General features: G+C 71.4%; 17 protein-coding genes. 10 read left to right on the top strand and 7 right to left on the bottom strand.

Annotation, left to right across the window (positions count from 1 at the left end; genetic code table 11):
• Positions 1 to 155 precede the first annotated feature (155 nt).
• A complete protein-coding gene (locus ACIBU0_RS32065) occupies positions 156 to 1268 on the top strand; it encodes a substrate-binding domain-containing protein (protein ID WP_398825418.1) in 1113 nt (370 codons plus the stop codon).
• A gap of 45 nt (positions 1269 to 1313) precedes the next feature.
• Here the strand turns inward: ACIBU0_RS32065 and ACIBU0_RS32070 are convergent, their stop codons facing one another.
• Both ACIBU0_RS32070 and ACIBU0_RS32075 read right to left on the bottom strand, forming a co-directional pair.
• Positions 1314 to 2495 (bottom strand): RNA polymerase sigma factor, encoded by a 1182-nt coding sequence (locus ACIBU0_RS32070; RefSeq protein ID WP_398825420.1) that lies wholly within the window; start codon positions 2493 to 2495, stop codon positions 1314 to 1316.
• An 8-nt stretch (positions 2496 to 2503) separates the two neighbouring features.
• Positions 2504 to 2857, bottom strand: a complete 354-nt coding sequence (locus tag ACIBU0_RS32075; protein ID WP_398825422.1) for a YciI family protein — start codon at positions 2855 to 2857, stop codon at positions 2504 to 2506.
• A gap of 236 nt (positions 2858 to 3093) precedes the next feature.
• Between ACIBU0_RS32075 and ACIBU0_RS32080 the strand changes: the two genes are divergently transcribed.
• On the top strand, positions 3094 to 3534 hold the full coding sequence (locus ACIBU0_RS32080) for an SPW repeat protein (protein WP_398825424.1): 441 nt from the start codon (positions 3094 to 3096) through the stop codon (positions 3532 to 3534).
• 194 nt (positions 3535 to 3728) lie between these two features.
• The gene (locus ACIBU0_RS32085) at positions 3729 to 4208 is read left to right on the top strand and encodes a hypothetical protein (RefSeq protein ID WP_398825426.1); all 480 of its coding nucleotides are present in this window, start codon (positions 3729 to 3731) and stop codon (positions 4206 to 4208) included.
• A 22-nt stretch (positions 4209 to 4230) separates the two neighbouring features.
• Here the strand turns inward: ACIBU0_RS32085 and ACIBU0_RS32090 are convergent, their stop codons facing one another.
• Entirely contained in the window at positions 4231 to 4971 is a 741-nt protein-coding gene (locus ACIBU0_RS32090; RefSeq protein WP_398825428.1) for a phosphotransferase, read from the bottom strand.
• Positions 4972 to 5048: 77 nt separating this feature from the next.
• On the opposite strand from ACIBU0_RS32090, the gene ACIBU0_RS32095 reads away from it, so the two are divergent.
• On the top strand, positions 5049 to 5618 hold the full coding sequence (locus tag ACIBU0_RS32095) for a hypothetical protein (protein WP_398825429.1): 570 nt from the start codon (positions 5049 to 5051) through the stop codon (positions 5616 to 5618).
• Between the two features lie 69 nt (positions 5619 to 5687).
• On the top strand, positions 5688 to 5951 hold the full coding sequence (locus ACIBU0_RS32100) for a GlsB/YeaQ/YmgE family stress response membrane protein (RefSeq protein WP_398825430.1): 264 nt from the start codon (positions 5688 to 5690) through the stop codon (positions 5949 to 5951).
• Between the two features lie 213 nt (positions 5952 to 6164).
• Here the strand turns inward: ACIBU0_RS32100 and ACIBU0_RS32105 are convergent, their stop codons facing one another.
• The gene (locus tag ACIBU0_RS32105; RefSeq protein ID WP_398825432.1) at positions 6165 to 6941 is read right to left on the bottom strand and encodes a GNAT family N-acetyltransferase; all 777 of its coding nucleotides are present in this window, start codon (positions 6939 to 6941) and stop codon (positions 6165 to 6167) included.
• 128 nt (positions 6942 to 7069) lie between these two features.
• Between ACIBU0_RS32105 and ACIBU0_RS32110 the strand changes: the two genes are divergently transcribed.
• From ACIBU0_RS32110 to ACIBU0_RS32120, 3 genes are all read left to right on the top strand, one after another.
• Positions 7070 to 7555 carry a nucleoside deaminase gene (locus ACIBU0_RS32110; RefSeq protein WP_398825433.1) on the top strand — a complete coding sequence of 162 codons (486 nt, stop codon included), beginning with the start codon at positions 7070 to 7072 and terminating at the stop codon, positions 7553 to 7555.
• 159 nt (positions 7556 to 7714) lie between these two features.
• Entirely contained in the window at positions 7715 to 12004 is a 4290-nt protein-coding gene (locus ACIBU0_RS32115; protein WP_398825937.1) for an aminotransferase class I/II-fold pyridoxal phosphate-dependent enzyme, read from the top strand.
• Positions 12005 to 12011: 7 nt separating this feature from the next.
• Entirely contained in the window at positions 12012 to 12740 is a 729-nt protein-coding gene (locus ACIBU0_RS32120; RefSeq protein ID WP_398825435.1) for a class I SAM-dependent methyltransferase, read from the top strand.
• On the opposite strand, the gene ACIBU0_RS32125 is transcribed toward ACIBU0_RS32120, so the two are convergent.
• Together ACIBU0_RS32125 and ACIBU0_RS32130 are read right to left on the bottom strand one after the other, a co-directional pair.
• A complete protein-coding gene (locus ACIBU0_RS32125; protein WP_398825437.1) occupies positions 12737 to 13591 on the bottom strand; it encodes a GNAT family N-acetyltransferase in 855 nt (284 codons plus the stop codon). The genes ACIBU0_RS32120 and ACIBU0_RS32125 overlap by 4 nt on opposite strands.
• Before the next feature lie 205 nt (positions 13592 to 13796).
• On the bottom strand, positions 13797 to 14465 hold the full coding sequence (locus tag ACIBU0_RS32130; RefSeq protein WP_398825439.1) for a chaplin family protein: 669 nt from the start codon (positions 14463 to 14465) through the stop codon (positions 13797 to 13799).
• 271 nt (positions 14466 to 14736) lie between these two features.
• On the opposite strand from ACIBU0_RS32130, the gene ACIBU0_RS32135 reads away from it, so the two are divergent.
• Complete coding sequence (locus ACIBU0_RS32135) at positions 14737 to 16320, top strand: alpha/beta hydrolase (RefSeq protein WP_398825441.1); 1584 nt, start codon at positions 14737 to 14739, stop codon at positions 16318 to 16320.
• 64 nt (positions 16321 to 16384) lie between these two features.
• Positions 16385 to 17482: a chemotaxis protein gene (locus ACIBU0_RS32140; RefSeq protein WP_398825443.1), complete on the top strand. Its 1098-nt coding sequence runs from the start codon at positions 16385 to 16387 to the stop codon at positions 17480 to 17482.
• Between the two features lie 60 nt (positions 17483 to 17542).
• Here the strand turns inward: ACIBU0_RS32140 and ACIBU0_RS32145 are convergent, their stop codons facing one another.
• The gene (locus ACIBU0_RS32145; protein WP_398825445.1) at positions 17543 to 17956 is read right to left on the bottom strand and encodes an SsgA family sporulation/cell division regulator; all 414 of its coding nucleotides are present in this window, start codon (positions 17954 to 17956) and stop codon (positions 17543 to 17545) included.
• Positions 17957 to 18352 lie beyond the last annotated feature (396 nt).

An 18352-nucleotide genomic window follows, 5' to 3' on the forward strand; every position in this document is an offset into this window, starting at 1 on the left:
GCTCCTCGGTCCCTGGGTGCCGTCATCGTACAAGTGCCGCTTCGCCCAAGGTCGTCGGCGTGTCACCGAAGGGCTGTCGGCGGCCGTCACTTCCCCACCGCCCGGACCGCGAGACGGGGCTGGAGTTCACCGAGGGGACCCGGAATCATGACCGCATGTTCCAGCTCGACCCCTCTCCGCTCGACTGGTTCACCGTCGACGACTCCGTGCTCAGCGTCGCCCTCGTGTTCCCCATGCAGGGCTCCGCGGGCATCTTCGGCCCGGCCTGCGAGCTGTGCGCACAGCTCGCCGCGGAGGAAGTCAATCGCGCGGGCGGCGTGCTCGGCAAGGAGCTGCGGCTGCTGCCGGTGGACGGCGGCGGCGAGCCCCGCGAGATCGCCGACCGGGTGGCGGCTCTGGTGGAGCTGGGCGTCGTCCAGGGCGTCACCGGCTGGCACATCTCCTCCGTCCGCCGGGCACTCGCCCCGCGCATCGCACCCCGCGTGCCGTACGTGTACACGGCGTTGTACGAAGGCGGGGAGGACACGACCGGCGTCTTCCTGGCCGGCGAGACACCCGACGACCAACTGCGGCCCGCGATGCGGCTGCTGGCCCGCGAGCGCACGGTGCGCCGGTGGTTCGTCGTGGGCAACGACTACGTCTGGCCGCGCCGCACCGCGCGGGCCGCGTGCGGGTACGCGCGCGAGTCCTGGGGCGTCGTCTGCGGGCAGGCGTATGTGCCGCTCGGCACACACGACTTCGACGGGGTGCTGCGGCGGATCGAGCAGTCGGAGGCGGACGCCGTCCTGATGCTGCTGGTGGGCAACGACGCCGTCCGCTTCAACCGGGCCTTCGCCGCCGCCGGCCTCGACCAGCGCTGCCTGCGGCTGAGCACGCTCATGGACGAGAACATGCTGGTGGCCAGCGGGCCCACGGCGACGGCCGACCTGTACAGCACCGCCGGGTTCTTCGCCTCGCTCGCCAACCAGGACACCCTCGACTTCCAGGGCCGGTACGCCGGCAGGTACGGCATCGAGGCGCCGGAGCCGGGGAGCCTCGGCGAATCGTGTTACGAGGGTGTGCTGCTGCTCGCCGCGCTCGTCGCCAGGGCCCGGACGCTGGACGTCGGCGCCATCGGCGCGGCGGCGGAGTCGGTGTCGTACGAGGGGCCGCGCGGACTGCTGCGGCTCAGGGGCAGCCACCTCAAGCAGCGCATCTACCTCGCCCGCGCGGACGGCATGGATTTCGACGTCCTCACCGAGCTCGGCCTCGACGCGGCCCGCTCCTGACCTGTACCCGGCCACACCACCCCCGTGGCCACGTCGGCAAGGCGCTCAGCGTGTGAGGGTCGCCATGCGCCGCCGGAGGAAGGCGCGCTCGGCCGGGCCTTCGGTGAGGTCGATGGCCGCCCGGTACGCCCGCAGCGCCTCCGTGTCCTGTCCGAGCCGGCGCAAGAGGTCCGCGCGGACGGCATGGAAGACGTGGTATCCGTCGAGGTCCAGGGCGTCCACGAGGCCGAGGGCGGGCCTCGGGCCCTCGACCTCGGCGACGGCGACCGCCCGGTTCAGGGCCACGACCGGGCTGGGGGCGATGGCCATGAGCTGGTCGTACAGCTGCAGGATCTGCACCCAATCGGTGGCGTCGGCGGTCGGCGCGTCGCTGTGCACGGCCTGGATGGCGGCCTGGATCTGGTACGGCCCCGGCCGGTTCCTGCGCAGACAGCGTCGGACGAGCCCCTGCCCCTCGGCGATCAGTGCCCGGTCCCACCGGTCGCGGTCCTGCTCGGGCAGCGGCACGAAGTCGCCGTGCTCGCCGTGGCGGGCGTCCCGGCGCGACTCGACCAGCAGCATCAGCGCGAGCAGCCCCATGGCCTCGGGTTCGTCCGGCATGAGCTCGGCCAGCAGGCGTCCGAGGCGTACGGCCTCCTCGCACAGGCCCGCCTCACCGTCGTACCCCTGGTTGAAGATCAGGTAGACGACGGCGAGTACGGCCGTCAGCCGCTCGGGCAGGTCTGCGTCGCGGGGCACCCGGTAGGGGATCCCGGCGTTGCGGATCTTCGCCTTGGCCCGTACGAGACGCTGGGCCATGGTCGGCTCGGGCACCAGGAAGGCCCGCGCGATCTGGGCGGTGGTGAGCCCGCCGAGCAGGCGCAGGGTCAGGGCGACCCGGGCCTGCAGGGCGAGGGCCGGATGGCAGCAGGTGAAGATGAGCCGGAGCCGGTCGTCGGACACGGGGCCCTCCTCGGGCGGTGCGTCGGGGGCCTGCAGCAGGGCCGCCTGGGCGTGGCGTTCGTCGCGCTTGGCCTCGCGGCGCAGCCGGTCGACCGCCCGGTTGCGGGCGGTGGTGATGATCCACCCGGCCGGGCTCGGCGGCACGCCGGTCTCCGGCCAGCTCCGCACGGCCGTGGTGAAGGCGTCCTGGACCGCTTCCTCGGCGAGGTCGATGTCGCCGAGGAAGCGGACGAGGACGGCGACCGCGCGGCCGTACTCCGCACGGAAGACGCCTTCGACGTCCATGGCCGCCATCAGTCCCCGGCTTCGCCCATGAACGGCCGGACCTCGATCGGCAGAGTGGTCGCCAGGGCCAGCTTGCGGCCCCATGCGAGGGCGGCGTCCAGGTCGGGTGCCTTGATCAGGCTGATGCCGCCCAGCATCTCCTTGCCCTCGGCGTACGGACCGTCGGTGACCAGGACGTCGCCGTCCCGGGGCCGGAGCACCGTGGAGGACTCCGGGCCGTGCAGTCCCCCGGCGAAGACCCAGGCGCCCGCCTCGCGCAGCTCCCGGTTCAGGGCGTCGAGCCTCTTCTCGATCTCACCGAGGACGTCCGGGGCGGGCGGTTCGGCGACGGGCTGCATCACATTGAGCAGGTAGTACTTCATGACGGCCTCCTCGGGCCTTCGTCGCGGTCTCTCACCTCCTACACGAACGGCCCGCCCCCGGATCGACACCCCGCACGCGGTCCCCGGAGAAACTTTCGGAGACCGGCTCCGCTTACATCGTCATGAACCCGTCGAGCTCTACACATAAAGAAGAAATAAGCGCAGAATGACCCTAGGCGCGCCAACCGCACACCGCACCAGATGCGGTCAGGCCTGCGAGTCAAAGGAGACGAGTCATGGCCAACGTGCAGCCCACCAGGGGTGACATAACCGCCCACCCTGATGTATCCGAAATGCGGGAACGCTACGCCCGCATGCTCGGCGGTCGCGACGTGACGCTCTTGGACGGACCGGTCTTCCTGCTCGGTCTGTACTGTGCGGTGTCCCCGTGGATACTCCACTACACCACCAGCCAGCCCCCGCTCGTGCCCCACAACCTGATCGTGGGGATCGCGATCGGCCTGCTGGCCCTCGGGTTCACCCGGGCTCCGGAGCGCATGTACGGCCTCAGCTGGGCCTTCTGCGCGACGGGTATCTGGATGATCATCGCCCCGTGGGTCGTCGGCGACAGCCCGGACGCGGGAGTCATCCTGAACAACGTCATCATCGGCGGTCTGGCCGTGATCCTGGGGCTGATGTGCGCCGGTACGGCTGCACGGAGCACCACCAGGCCGTAGGAGCACACCCGAGAGGAAGCCACGCCGGCCGGTCCGCGCCCTCGCGGACCGGCCTTCTCGCGCCACTGTCACGGCCGCCGATCCGTTTTGAGCCATATGTGCCATTCAGCTGTTACATGACGTACGGGGTTCCTTAACGGACGGCCCATAGCGTCGAACGTGGAGGAACGAACCCCACCGAAGGAACGACTCACGTGCAGACGGTGACGCTCGCGGACAAGGTCAGCCAGGCGAAGGTCCACAAGGTCGGCGAAGAGCGGTACGAGGCGGAGATCTGGGCCAGGGGTGTCCTGTACGGCACCCTGTACGCGGAGGGCAGGGCCGCACGCGGCCTGAACAACGGGCTGCACATCACGCTCCACCCGGACGGCGAAGTGACGTCCTGGGTGGAGCGGGCCGAGCCGCGCCCGGAGCCCAGGCCGGTCGTACAGCGCATGCTGGTCGCCACGGCGACGCTGGCGGACGGGGTGACGACGGCGAACCTGTACCGGCTCACCGCCGACCACTACGAGGCCGACCTCTCGGCGAACGGCGTACGGCTCGGCACACTCGTCGCGGACGACCGCGCCGCCTACGGCGAGAGCAACGGGCTGCACCTCGCCCTGCGGCCGGACGGCCGGCTGACTTCATGGGTCGACGAGACGCCGGGTCCGGACGCGGCCGGCACGCGCTGACGCCACGGCCCCCCGCGCGGCGTCAGGCCAGGAACACCCCCAGTTCGCGCCGGTGTTCGGCGACCCATGCGTAGGCGTCCCGCACCTCCCGCGCGGCCCCGCGTTCCCGGAGCCCGACCATGGCGGGCTCACCGCGCGCCGCGCCGGCCTCGATCCCCCTCCAGCAGCGGTCCTGCCACCACAGGACCACGTCGACGATCCCCTCAGCGCCGCCGCCCGGACCGTAGGCGTCACAGACGAGCGCGATCCGCCGGGCCGCCTCGGTCACGTCGGTGACACCCGGCCCGAGATCCAGGTACTGCCAGCACACATGGGCGAGGTCGTGGACGCGCTCGCCGGGTGCGGCCATGTCCCAGTCGATGAAGGCCGTCGGCCACCAGTCGGCGCCGTCCAGCGCATAGACCGTGTTCTTCGGGGCGAGGTCGTTGTGACATACGACGTCCCGGTCGCCCGCCAGCGGAGTTCCGTGTGTCATGTCGTGGAACGCGCGGACGAGTCGGGCGATCCGCACGAGCCCCTCATCGGTGCACGCCGCCGCCCTCTCGCGGGGGGTGAGCGCGGCTCGCCCGTCGAGGTATCCGAACACCTCCCGTCCCCGCTCGTCGGACCCGATGTACCGCGGGGCCCCTTCCCACTCCCGGCCCTCGAAGAACGCGAGCAACTCCCTTACATATCCGGAACGTTCGTGCGGTGTACGTCGCACGGTCGTCCCGACCCTCACGACCCCGTTGACGGCTCCGCCGCCGAGCACCCGCTCCTGCATCCACACCTCCGCCGATCGGGACGAGCCCGAGCCAAAACCTCTCGCCAAGCATGCCCCCACCCGGGCACGCTGCCCCCATGGATCACGCGGAGGTACTGCTCATCGGAGGACGGGCCGGGGTCGGCAAGACCACGGTGGGCTGGGAGGTGTCGGCCCGGCTGCGCGCCGCACGGATCGCGCACGCCGTGATCGACGGCGACTTCATGGGTGCCGTCCATCCGGCCCCGGACGGCGACGCACACCGGGCCGGCATCACGGAACGCAACCTGGCCGCCGTGTGGGAGAACTACGCCGGGCTCGGATACCGGCGCCTCGTCTACACGAACACCGTCAGCGTGCTCGACGAGGCCACGCCCATGTTCCGCCGGGCCATGGGGGACGACGTACGGCTGGTACGGGTTCTGCTCACCGCCACCGACGAGACCGCCGAGCGGCGGCTGTTCGGGCGTGAGCTCGGCTCCGAGCTGGAACAGGAGGTCAGGAGCAGCGCCCGCAAGGCACGCCTGCTGGACGAGCGGTCACCGGCGGACGTGCTGCGCGTGGTGACCGACGGCCGTGCCGTGATCGACATCGCGGCGGAGGTGGTGGCCGCCACCGGGTGGGGTTCAGGCGGGGCCGCCGACGGCTCGCTGCCGACCACCGGCTGAAGCGGAACCGACTGTCCCTGCGCCCAGGGGGAACCCGAACCATGCGGGGACAGGAGGAAGAGGGACGAAATGGAGATCTCGGGCATCATCAGTGCCATTGTTATCGGCATCATCATTGGTGTGCTGGGACGTCTGGTGGTTCCGGGCCGTCAGCGCATCGGAGTCCTGTGGACGATCCTCGTCGGCATCGTGGCCGCGCTGCTCGGTTCGGCACTCGCGGCCGGCCTCGACGTGGCCGACACCGGCGGCGTCGACTGGATCGAGTGGCTCATCCAGATCGGCCTCGCCGCACTGGGCGTGGCGGCACTGGACCGGTCGAAGGCACGCCGCTGACGTCTTGAGGTCCGGGCGGACAGCAAGGCGTGACGGCGTGCACGGGACGTCACGCGTGTCCCACGGTGGCCCGCAGCGCGGCAAGTCCGTAGCGGACCGTGGGGCACGCGGGCGTCCGGCCCGAACTGCCCCGCCGCGTACCGGACATGACCTCCGAAACCGTCGGCAGGCGGTCGGTCACGTGACCCCGGGCGCCGAGACGGTGGGCGCGCGCTACGGCACGTGGACGTACGGCGTCGTGGTCGTCAACGGCGCGAAGCCGAGCCGCTCCAGGATCGGGCGGCTGGTGCTCATGGCGTCGACCTGGAGGTACCGGTAGCCGCGGTCCACGGCCGCGCGGGCCCGGTGGGCGACCAGAGCGCGGTAGATGCCCCGACCGCGCCAGGCCTCGACGGTGCCGCCGCCCCACAGTCCGGCGAACCGGGTGCCGGGCACCAGCTCCATGCGGGCGGCGCTCACCGGTGTGTCGCCGGCCAGCGCGACCACGGCGACCACGGTGTCCGGGCCGGCCGCGAGGCGGGCGAGCAGTTGGTGGCGCATCCGGGAGCTGTCGGTGCCGAACGCCTTCTCGTGCACCTCGGCCACCAGGTCGACCCCTTGCGCGTCGGTCACCGGGAGGATGCGGATGCCCTCCGGCGGCTCGGCGTCCAGGGTGAGACCGGCCACCTCGCCGATCATCAGGGTCTCCTCGGGCTGGGCCGTGAACCCGGCGTCCCTGAGCCGCCGTCCGAGGTCCACCGGCAGGTCGTGCCCGTAGAGCTTCCACTCGAACTCGCGGCCGAGGCCGGTGAAGTGGGCGATCTGCTCGGCGATCTCGGCCTCGGCGCTCGTCTCGTCCAGGTCGGACCACACGACGCCGTTCCATCCGCGTGCGGAGGAGACCTGCCGGACCACGCGCCCGGTCCGCTCCACCCTGGCGTCCGGGCTGTCCGGCTGTGCGCCTTCGCGCATGTCCCGGTCGTACAGGGCGAGTATCGCGGCATGATCCATGGGTTCACTCCAGCACCGGCCGGGGGCCGCGGCAACCGCTTTACCGGTCAACGACATCTTGGCCGGTCGCGGTCGCGCGATCATAGGGTGCCCGGGGAGAGATCACGTCGCGAGGAGAGCCGTACGCCATGGTCGTGAAGGACGCCGAACTGACGTATCTGCGCCGCTGTGTGGAGCTCGCGGCCGAGGCCCTCGAGGCCGGGGACGAGCCGTTCGGGTCGGTGCTGGTGGGGGCGGACGGGTCGGTGCTCGCCGAGGACCACAACCGGGTCGCCTCGGGCGACCGCACCCGGCACCCCGAGTTCGAACTGGCGCGCTGGTCCGCCGCCCATATGACGCCCGAGGAGCGGGCGGCGGCGACCGTGTACACCTCCGGCGAGCACTGCCCGATGTGCGCGGCGGCGCACGCGTGGGTGGGCCTGGGACGCATCGTGTACGTCGCCTCGTCGGCGCAGCTGGCCGGGTGGCTGGCCGAATGGGCGGTGCCCGCCCCACCGGTGCGGACCCTGCCTGTTCAGGAGGTCGCGCCCGGTGTGGCCGTGGAGGGGCCGGTGCCCGAGCTCGCGGCGGACGTCCGCGCGCTGCACTTCCGGTTCCACCGGCGAACGGGCTGACCCGGGCGGGCATTTCGAGCGCCGCGGGGGTTCCTGCCCGCTCAAGATGCAGGTGCCGGTCCAGGGTGCCTACGATCAGAAGTGGACCCAGACCAGGTGGACGGCCCGGTCTCCTCCGCGGGGAGGAGGCGCTTGCCCTTGCTGCCGGCTCGGCGGCTGATGGCCGCCTACATCACGTTGGTCGCCCTGGCCACGATCGTCTATATGACGGTCCCCGCCGTACTCGCCCCCACGTGGGCCGTCATCGGGCTGGCCGGTGTAGCCGCCGTGCTGACCGGCACCTCTGTGCACCGCCCCGCCCACCGCTGGCCCTGGTGGTTCCTCGCGGCAGGTCTGCTGTCCTTCATCGCCGGCGACACCTACTACAACGTGGTGGAGGAGTACTTCGACGCCTCCAACCCGTTCCCCTCTCCCGCGGACGCCTTGTACCTCGCCTGCTACGGGTTCTTCGCCGTCGGCCTGTCCGGCCTGGTGCGCTACCGATGGGCGGGCCGCGACCTGCCCAGTCTGCTCGACGCGCTGATCTTCACCGCGGGCCTCGCGCTGCCGGTGTGGGTGTTCCTGGTCCAGCCGCTGACCGAGATCGAGGGGCTGACCTGGCAGCAGCGGGCGATCAGCATCGCCTACCCGCTCGGTGACGTGCTGGTGCTGGCCCTGCTGGCCCGGCTGCTGACGCCGGGTCCGCTGGCCGGGCACAACCGGTCGGTGGGACTGCTGGTCATCGGCACGCTGACGCTGCTCGGCTTCGACATCGCGTACGGCATCCTGCAGCTCAACGACATGTGGCAGACCGGAACTCTGATCGACTCGGGGTGGATCGTCTTCTACACGGCGTGGGGCCTGGCCGCGCTCCACCCCTCCATGGTGCAGCTGACCGCGTCCCTGCCCGTGCGCGAGTCCCTGCTCCCGCCGCGGCGCCGGGTGCTGATGCTGGCCGTGGCCACCTTCATCGCCCCGGCGATCCTGCTGCACGAGGGGATCAAGGAGAAACCGCACGGACTGCCGGTGATCGCAGCCTTCTCCGGTGTGCTGTTCTTCCTGGTCATCCTGCGCCTCGCGGGCATGGTCGTGGCCCACCGGCGGGCGGTGGAACGGGAGCTGGCGCTGCGCGCTGCGGGAGCCTCGCTGGTGTCGGCGATCCGGCACGAGGAGGTCGCTCGCTCCTGCGAGGCGGCCGTCGACCGGCTGTTCGGCCCCTCCGTCCGCCACCGCACCCTGGTGCTGCCGGCCGAGCGGGCCGCCGGGCTCGCCCCACGCCGCGCCGAGCTGGTCGACGCCGACGTCCTGGACCCCGACATCACGGCCGAGCTGAGCGGTCTCACCTCCGTCCTGGTGTGCCCGATGACGCCGCCCGACCGTCCGGCCGGGGACATGCCCGGCGTGCTGCTGGTCGCCGGTCCCCCCGCGCGGCTGGGGGAGACACGGAGCTCACTGGAGATCCTCGCCTCGCACGCCGGCCTCGCCACGGAACGCGTCACGCTGCGGCAGGAGATCATCCGCCGGGAGAGCGAGGCGTACTTCCGCACCCTCGTGCGCAACGCCTCCGACGTCATCCTGATCCTGGAGGACGACGACACGATCCGGTACGCGAGCCCGTCCGCCGCGTCCGTGTTCGGCAGCACGGAACTGGTCGGGCGGCCGCTGCCGGAGCTGGTGGACCCCCGCGACCGGCACCGGGCGGCCCGGCAGCTGGCGGCCGTACGCGAGATCGGGCCGCGGACCACCCACGACCACTGGTGGGTGCGGCACCCGGACGGGCGGGTCGAGGTGGACGTGCGGTGCAGCGACTTCCGGGACGAGCGCACCGTGGGCGGACTGGTCGTCACCCTGCGGGACGTGACCGAGCAGCGCCGGCTGGAGCACGAGCTGACCGAGCGCGCCTTCCACGACTCGCTGACCGGCCTGCCGAACCGGACGCTGCTGCTGGAGCGCATCGAGCGTGCCCTGCTGCGCGGTCGCCGCGAGTCCTCGCTGACCTGTCTGCTCTTCATCGACCTGGACGACTTCAAGCTGGTCAACGACACGCTGGGGCACTCGGCGGGCGACCGGCTGCTCAGGGACGTCGGCGCCCGGCTGTCGCAGATGCTGCGCCGCACCGACACCGCGGCCCGGCTCGGCGGCGACGAGTTCGCCGTGCTGCTGGAAGGCGCACGCGAGCCGCTCGACGCAGAGCTGCTGGCCGCGCAGGTGATTCAGGCCCTGAGCAGGCCGTTCAGTCTGGGCGGAGAGTCGGTGACCGTCTCCGCCAGCGTGGGGGTGGCGACGGCGCACGACAGCAGCGACGCCGACGAGCTGCTCGGGCACGCCGACCTCGCGCTGTACTCGGCGAAGTCGGCGGGCAAGCGGCAGTGGCGCCGCTTCCAGCCCCTGCTGCACACCCGCATGATCGAGCGGCACGATCTGCAGAGCCGGCTCGCCCAGGCGGTCAGCGGGAAGGAGTTCGCACTGCGCTACCAGCCCGTCGTGGACATCGCCGTGGGCGAGGTCGTCGGCTTCGAGGCGCTGGTCCGCTGGCCGCGCGCCCCGCGCCGGCCGGTGACGCCGGAGCAGTTCATCGCCCTGGCCGAGGAGACCGGGCAGATCGCGGTGCTCGGGTCGTGGGTGCTCGAGAACGCGGTCCACGACATCGCGGGACTCCAGCGGCTGTCCACGCCGGGCGGTCCGCCGTACGTCAGTGTGAACGTGTCCGCGCGCCAGTTCCGTGACACCGGGTTCGTGGACCAGGTCGGCCAGGCACTGCGGACACCGGGCCTCGCGCCCGGCTCGCTGCAGCTGGAGCTCACCGAAACGGTACTGCTGCGCCGCGACGCCCAGATCCAGGCGGTGCTGCAGGCCCTCAAGCAACTGGGCGTGCACATCGCGGTCGACGACTTCGGCACCGGATTCTCCTCGCTGCGGTATCTGCGGGACTTTCCCATCGACGTACTGAAGATCGACAAGTCGTTCATCGACGACATCACCCGCGACGCCCAGCAGGTCGCGCTGGTCGAGGGCATCGTGCGCATCGCCGACACCATGGGGCTGCAGGTGATCGCCGAGGGGATCGAGGATCCCGCCCAGCGGGATCTCCTCGCGGCCATGGGGTGCCGGTTCGGGCAGGGCTTCCTGTTCGCCCGGCCGATGACGGTGGAGCAGAGCCGGCAGGTGCTGCGGCGCGACGGGAACCGTTTCGCGCCGGGCTCCGGCGTCCCGGAACGGCCGCCCGACCACCCGAATCTTCCGTTGCGCAGCAGGCGGGAGGCACGGTGGACGGACCTCGACCATCTGCGGCGCACCAGTCCCATGAGCGACGCCGTCCTCGACGAGGTGCGGGGCCGGCACATCCGCAGCCGGGACCACTGGCTGATCGACTTCGCCTCCTGCAACTACCTCGGTTTCGACTGGGACCCGGAGATCGCCGCCAGTATCGGTCCGGCCGTACGGCGGTGGGGGACGCACCCGAGCTGGTCGCGGCTGCTGGGCAGTCCGCGGCTGTATCCGGAGATCGAGGAACGGCTCGCGGCGCTGCTGGGCGCCCCGGACACGCTGCTGCTGCCGACGCTGACCCTCATCCATGCCTCGGTGATCCCGGTTCTGGCCGACGAGGGACATGTCTTCGTCGAGGCGGCCGCGCACCGGACGGTCTACGACGGCTGTGTCGTGGCCCGCGGCCAGGGAGCGACGCTGCGCCGCTTCCACGCCGACCGGCCCGACGAACTCGACGCGCTGCTGGCCGCGGTGCCCGCCGGTGCCCCTCGCCTGGTCTGCCTGGACGGCGTCAACAGCATGACCGGCAACATGGCCGACCTGTCCGTGCTCGCCACGTTGTGCCGCGAACGGGACGCGTCGCTGTACGTCGACGACGCGCACGGCTTCGGCGTCATCGGTGAACGCGGTCCCGACGAGCCCTGTCCGTACGGCATGCGCGGCAACGGCCTGGTCCGGCACACCGGCGAGTCGTACGACCGGATCATCGTCGTCGCCGGTTTCTCCAAGGCGTACTCCTCGCTGCTGGCGTTCCTCGCCCTGCCCACCGAGCTCAAGAACAGGCTGAAGACGGCCGCCGCGCCCTATCTCTACTCGGGCCCGTCGCCGACGGCGTCCCTGGCCACCGCGCTCGCCGGCCTGGACGCCAACGACCGGCGCGGCGACGCCCTGCGCGCCGACCTGTACCGCAGGACGGTCCGCGTCCTCGACCACCTGGACGCCCTGGGCGTCAGCACCCTCAACACCGACCGGCTGCCCATCATCGAGATCCCCCTCGCCGACCCGGCCGACCTGGAAGCGGTCGCGGGGTTCCTGTGGGACGAGGGCATCTACGTGACGCTGGCCGCCTATCCCCTCGTGCCCCGCGACCGGGTGGGCTTCCGCATCCAGATCACGGCGCTCAACTCCGACGCCGACATCGACCGGCTGACCGCCACCCTGACCCGTCTGTCCGCGCGTTTCCCGCTGCACCCGAAGAGCTGAGCCGACGATGATCACGCACAACGACGACGTGGACTGGGACAGCTGGCCGGTGGCGGACTACCTCGCGGAGAACTACCGCGAGGTGCATCCCTCCGACGCTGCCGTCATCGCCCACCACTCCGCGTTCTACCGTCGTCTCGCCCCGCATTCCCTCGGCTGCTCGGTGGAGTTCGGCGCCGGCCCCAACCTGTACCCCCTCGTCCTCGCGGCCGCGGCGAGCCGCCGGATCGACGCCGTGGAGGCGGGGGCCGGCAACGTCGCCTATCTGGAACGGCAGATCCTGGTCGAGCCCGACGGGAGCTGGCTGCCGTTCCACGCGCTGTGCCGCCGGCTCAACCCCGCTCTTCCCGCCACCCTGGCCGGAGCCCTGGCCCATGTGAACGTCGTCCACGCTGACGTCCGCGGACTGCCGCCCGGCGGCTACGACCTGGCGTCCATGCACTTCGTCGCCGAGGGCGCCACCGAGGACCGGGCCGAATTCGCCGAGTTCTGCCGGGCGTTCGTCCGGTGCGTGGCCCCGGGCGGGTACCTGGTGGCGGCCTTCATGGAGAACATGCCGACCTACCGCATCGGCCCCGCCTCACGCTGGCCGGGCTGCCCGGTCGACCCGGACACCGTCACGGCCGTCTTCACGCCGCTGACCCAAGAGCTGGCGGTCACCCACATCGACACCGACCCGACGCTGCCGGACTACGGGGACTCCGGGATGGTGCTGCTGACGGGGCGCAAGCGCTAACCCAGTTCCAGGGTGGTGACGCCGAAGACGCGCTCCTGGGCGTAGGGCCGTACCGGGCCCGTGTACATGCGGGCCGTTTCGAAGGAGGGCGTGAGGCCGGCCTCCTCGGCGAGGGCGACGGCCGCCGTGTTGGTCTCGGGGACGTCGATGGCGACCTCGCGGCCGACCGCCTCGGTGGTCAGGGCGGCGAACAGGGCCCGTGCGTCCTCGGTGGTGTCGGCGAAGAGCGGGCCGATGCGCGGGCAGTCGTGGCCGGGGCGGATCACGCCGTAGCCGGTGACGCGGTCGCCGTCGCGGCGGACCAGGGTGTGGTGCCCGGGGCCGGTGAGCCAGTGCGCGAGGAAGCGGGGACGGTCGGCGGGGGTGCAGGCGCTGTCGTACGCGGTGATGTCCGCCAGGTCCCCGGGCCCTGCCGGCCGCACGTCCGCGGGAGTCTCGCCGGCGGGCGCCGCTCCGGTGAACCGGAAGGTGCGGTGGGCGAGTTCGAAGCCGGAGCGGCGGTAGTTGTCCTGCTGGGCGACGACGCCGTCGAGGCCCACCGTGCGGTTCTCCGCGTGCGCCAGCGCTGTCTTCCACGTGGTGAGGCCGAAGCCACGGCCGCGTGCGTCGGGGCGGACCAGATACCAGCCCAGGAAGGCGTAGTCGGAGCCGTAGTTGACGACGGAGATCGCCGAGACGGGCTCGCCGTCGATCCGGCCGATGAAGAAGCCCTGTGGGTCCTGCGCGAAGAAGGCCGCGCTGTCGGCGACTCCCGGGTTCCAGCCCTCGTCGACGGCCCAGGCTCGGACGACCGGCCAGTCGTCGAGGCCGGCCTGGGTGACGACGAGGTCTTCGGGGGCCGAAAAGGCCATGGGTGTGCTCCGTTCCGTCGGGTTCTGCGTGCGCACGGTGATCGACCGTGCCCGCAGCATCCTTTCGGATCGTCCGGGAGGGCGTCACGGCATGATCAAGCCGTTGCCACACAAGGGGACATGTCCGGACGGGCGTTCGTGTGGCGAAGGCCCCACCGCGCGACCGCCCGGTGGGGCCTTCCGTGCCGCTCGTGCCGACGCGGGGTCAGCGCACCGCCTGTGGGCGGAAGCGCCGGTACAGGACGGCCCCGCCCAGCAGGAGAACCGTGCCGCCCGCCGCGGCGCCGAGGGTCCGGTCCGCTCCCGTGTGGGCGAGGGAGGCCTCGGGCCCCTGGGGGACGACGGCGGGCGGCGCCGTCTTCGGCCGCGGTGGGTGGGTGCGCGGCTCGGACGGCTTGGGCGCCGGCTTCGCCGAAGGGCTGTCGCCGGGGCCGTTGACCGACTCGTTGCCGGTCGCCGGGTTGCCGACGCCGACCACGTTCACCGTGTTCCCGCTGACGTTCACCGGGAGGTGCACGGGCAGTTGTACGACATTGCCGGACACGACGCCCGGTGAATCCTTTCCGCTCCCTTCGGCCGAGGCGCCGTGGTGCGACGCGGTGCCGGGCTTGCCTCCACCGTCCTTGTTGGCGCACGTGTTGCCCGCGGCGGGGTTGAGCAGCCCCACCACGTTCACGGTGTTCCCGCACACGTTCACGGGGGCGTGCACCGGGAGCTGGATGGTGTTCCCGGAGAGCAGCCCCGGCGAGTCGGCCGCGGCACCGTCCGCCGCGGAAGCCGCGTGCGCCGCGAAAGCCGCGGACACCGGCACCGCCACAGCCATCGCGCCGGTGGCGGCGAAGGCGATCACACCGTTTCGGGTAACCCGTTTCATAGGTTCCCTGCCTTCCAGACATGGTCGCGGGCCCTCGCCCGCACCGGATAAAACGCAGACGAACCATTCGAGTTATGGCTTATCGGCCTTTCACCCCATCGAGTGGCACGCTTGTCGAACTAGTGGCAAAAACGCCCGATAGTCACGCAAGGGGCGCAGGATACGGCGGCCCGGACGGCCCCGCACGTCCACGGGCGTGCGCTCCGGGGCCCGCTTATCGTGATCGAGGACGCCGTATCCCGGTCCGCGACGGGCGTCCCTGGAGGCATCGATGCCGGCAAAGCTGTCAACGCGGCCCATGCTGCGGCGCTGCGCGGTCACCGGCGCGGTCGGAGTGGTCCTGCTCGGCACCGGTCTGCCGACGGCCACGCGCAACGCCGAGACCGACCTCACCCGCTTCTACAAGCAGAAGGTCACCTGGGGGAAGTGCCCGGGCGAGGGACTGCCGAAGGACCTGCAGTGCGGCAAGGTCACCGTTCCCCTCGACTACGCCCACCCCAAGGCGGGGACCCTCGATCTGGCGCTCGCCCGCTACCGGGCCACGGGCGACAAGCGGGGCTCGGTGCTGCTCAACTTCGGCGGGCCCGGCGGCGCCGGCATCCCCGAATTCGCCGTCGGCGGCAAGGACTTCATGGAGCTGACGGACGGCTACGACATCGTGACCTTCGACCCGCGCGGCGTCGGCAGGTCCTCGCCGGTCAGCTGCGGGGACGGCGAGGAGAACGTCGATCTGTCGGACGACGGCACGGACCTCGGCCGCGACCCGCAGACCGTCCTCGAACACGTGAAGCAGGCGGCCGACGCGTGCGCCCGGCACTCCGGGCCCGTGCTGCCCCACATCGGCACGGTCAACGCCGCGCGCGACATGGACGTGATGCGCCAGGCCCTCGGTGACAAGAAGCTCAACTACCTGGGCTTCTCCTACGGCACACGGCTCGGCGCGGTGTACGCCGCCCAGTTCCCCGAGAAGGTCGGCCGGCTGGTGCTCGACGGCGTGGACACGCTGACCGAACCGCTGACCGAGCAGGGCGTGGCGGGCGCCCAGGGCCAGCAGAAGGCGCTGGAGGAGTTCATCAACTGGTGCGTGAAGGACATCGCCTGCCCGTTCGGCCAGGATCCACGCGAGGCCAGGAAGCAGGTCGTACGGCTCATCGACTCGCTGGACGAGGATCCGGTGCCGTCGGCGTTCGGCGAGCCCTTCACCGGACAGGATCTGGTCGGCGCCATCGGACAGGCGCTCTACAGCGAGGAGTTGTGGCCCTCCCTGGAGCGGGCGCTCGCCTCCCTGGTCGAGGACGGCGACACGCACGCCGTCGAGACCTTCGCGTCCGGCGGGGCCGCGGCCACCGGCCGGGAGGAGACCGAGGACCCCGACGGCGGTCTCGTCGACGAAGAGGACATACCGCTCGACAACGCTCCCGCGGCGCTGATGGCGATCAACTGCGCGGACGACCCCGACCGTCCGCCGGCGCAGCGGATCATCGGCGATCTCGACCGGCTGCGCACCGAGTACGAGCAGGCGTCGCCGGTCTTCGGACCCTACCGGCTCACCGGGGTGCTGATGTGCTACGGCCGCCCCAAGGGCACGGACTACATCCGCGACGAGGTGAAGGACCTGCACACGCCGAAGATGCTCCTGGTGGGCACCCGCGGCGACCCGGCGACGCCGTACCGCTGGACCGTGGAGACGGCGAAGCGGCTCGGCTCCCCGGCCGTGGTCCTGGACAACAGGAGCAGCGGCCACACCGGATACGCCTCCTCCAAGTGCGTGCACCGCAAGGTCGACGCGTTCTTGCTCTACGGCACGCTGCCGGCCGACGGCAGCTCCTGCGGGCCTGAGGACGACCGGGAGTAGGGCCGTGACGATGCACGGGATTGCCCCTAATGCCCGATCGGCGAATCGGTCCTATCGTGCTGTTATGGAGCACGCACTCAGTCCCACGACCCTCACCGAGCTGCGGCGCCCGCGCCCCTATCCGGCCGTGTCCGTGCTGACGCCCACCCATCGCCGAGAGCCCTACCGGGCCCAGGACCAGGTCCGGCTGCGCAATGTCGTGGCCGCGGCCAAGAAGCAGCTGGAAGCCGATCCGTCGGTCACCCGTGAGCGGCGGACGGAAGTCGAGCGGCAGCTCGACCAGGCCCTCGCCGAGGTCGATCTCACCTATGCCGAGGACGGCCTGGTGATCTTCGCCGCCCCGGGTGAGCACCAGGTGTGGTCGCTCGCCCGCACGGTGCCCGAGCGCGTGGTGCTCTCGGACACCTTCCTGACCCGCAATCTCGTCTCCGCACACGCCGCCGAACGGCCCTACTGGGTGCTCTCGGTCTCCGCGGACCGCGTCACCCTGTGGAACGGCAGCCTGGACCGCATCACCGAGGCCCGGATCGGCGGCTTCCCGCTGACCAGGAGAGCCGAGAACTTCGACCCCGAGCGCCGGGAGCAGATCGGCGACAGTCCGAGCAAGTTCCGTGACGAGGACACCCGCCACTTCCTCAAGGACGCGGACTCCGCCATGAGCGCGGTCCTCCGGCGCGATCCGCGGACGTTGTACGCCACCGGCGAGCCGGCCGCGCTGTCCCTGCTGGACGAGATCGGCGGCGCCACCAAGGACGCCGTGCACATCCCGCACGGTGGGCTCGCGCACGGCACGCGCGAGGCGGTGTGGCAGGCGATCCAGCCAGTGATCGCCGCCGAGGCCCGCAAGGACACCGACGCCGTGGCGCGAGAACTCGAATCGGCCATGGGCCACAAGGCGTTCGCGGCCGGTGTCGACGAGGTCTGGCGCAGCGCCCGCGAGGGCCGCATCCGGCTGCTGGCCGTGGAGGAGAACTACCGCGTCACGGTGCGCGGCGAAGGCGGCGACCATCTGATCCCGGCCGAGAGCGGCGAGCTCGACGCCCGCGAGGACATCGTGGACGAGATCGTCGAACAGTGCCTGGAGACCGGCGCCCAGGTCCGCTTCGTACCGGACGGCACACTGGGCGACGCCCAGGGGATCGCAGGGGTGCTGCGGTACTGACGCCGGAGCGTTGAGGAGGCACGGCGGCGCTCCGGTGGCCTCCTCATACGGCGGACGTCCTCATACGCCCCCGAAGAGCGCGCTCAGGCCGCGCTCCACGACCGCCCCGAGGTCCTCCTCCCCGGCCGGGACCGCCGCATACGTCCGCAGCAGGAAGCGCTGCAGCGCCGGGGTGTCGAACTGGAGCAGCGCCATGCCGTGCGGCGAGTGCAGTTCTACGACCGTGCGCGAAGGCCCGCACGGCCAGATGTGCACGTCCCCGTCCCCGGCCGGCCCGCGCAGCCCGGCCTCCAGCAGGGTGCGGGCGAAGATCCAGGTGGCGCCCTGCCCGTCGAGGGAGACCTCGCCCGGGAAGTCGAGGTGCACCGCCAGCGGATCCGTGGAGGCGTAGCGCAGCTTGGCGGGAACGGGGAGTTCACGCTCCTCGCCGGTGATCAGACGGGCACGGGCGGGCTGCTCGAGGGCGATGTCCATGGGCTGTCTCCCCTGCGGGTCGGAGGTCGGACTGTTGTGCCACTGTGCTTTTAGGACCCCGCAGGTGCCCTTCGCATTACAGCAAAGCCGCCCTGATTTATGTGATCTGCATCACTGCTGCTGAGCGCAACCGTCCGCCCGGCACCCACCGCGGCCCCACCCCTAGAACATCCGGCCGTCGAACACTCGGATGAGCGCCTGGCGATCGCACCCACAGGCCCTCAAATCACGTACGCGGCCTACGACTTGACCCCTTCGGCGACGTACGCCATTCGCACGGCGCGAGCCCTCCGTGAAGACTCTGGCATATGCCAGACGCACCACCGTATCGGGTGTTGCCAAATCCCTTACAGCGCGTCGCGGGCTGTGCAACAGTCGTAACGGTCCTTCCGTCAG

This window comes from Streptomyces sp. NPDC049627 (genome assembly GCF_044465645.1).
GTDB lineage: Bacteria > Actinomycetota > Actinomycetes > Streptomycetales > Streptomycetaceae > Streptomyces.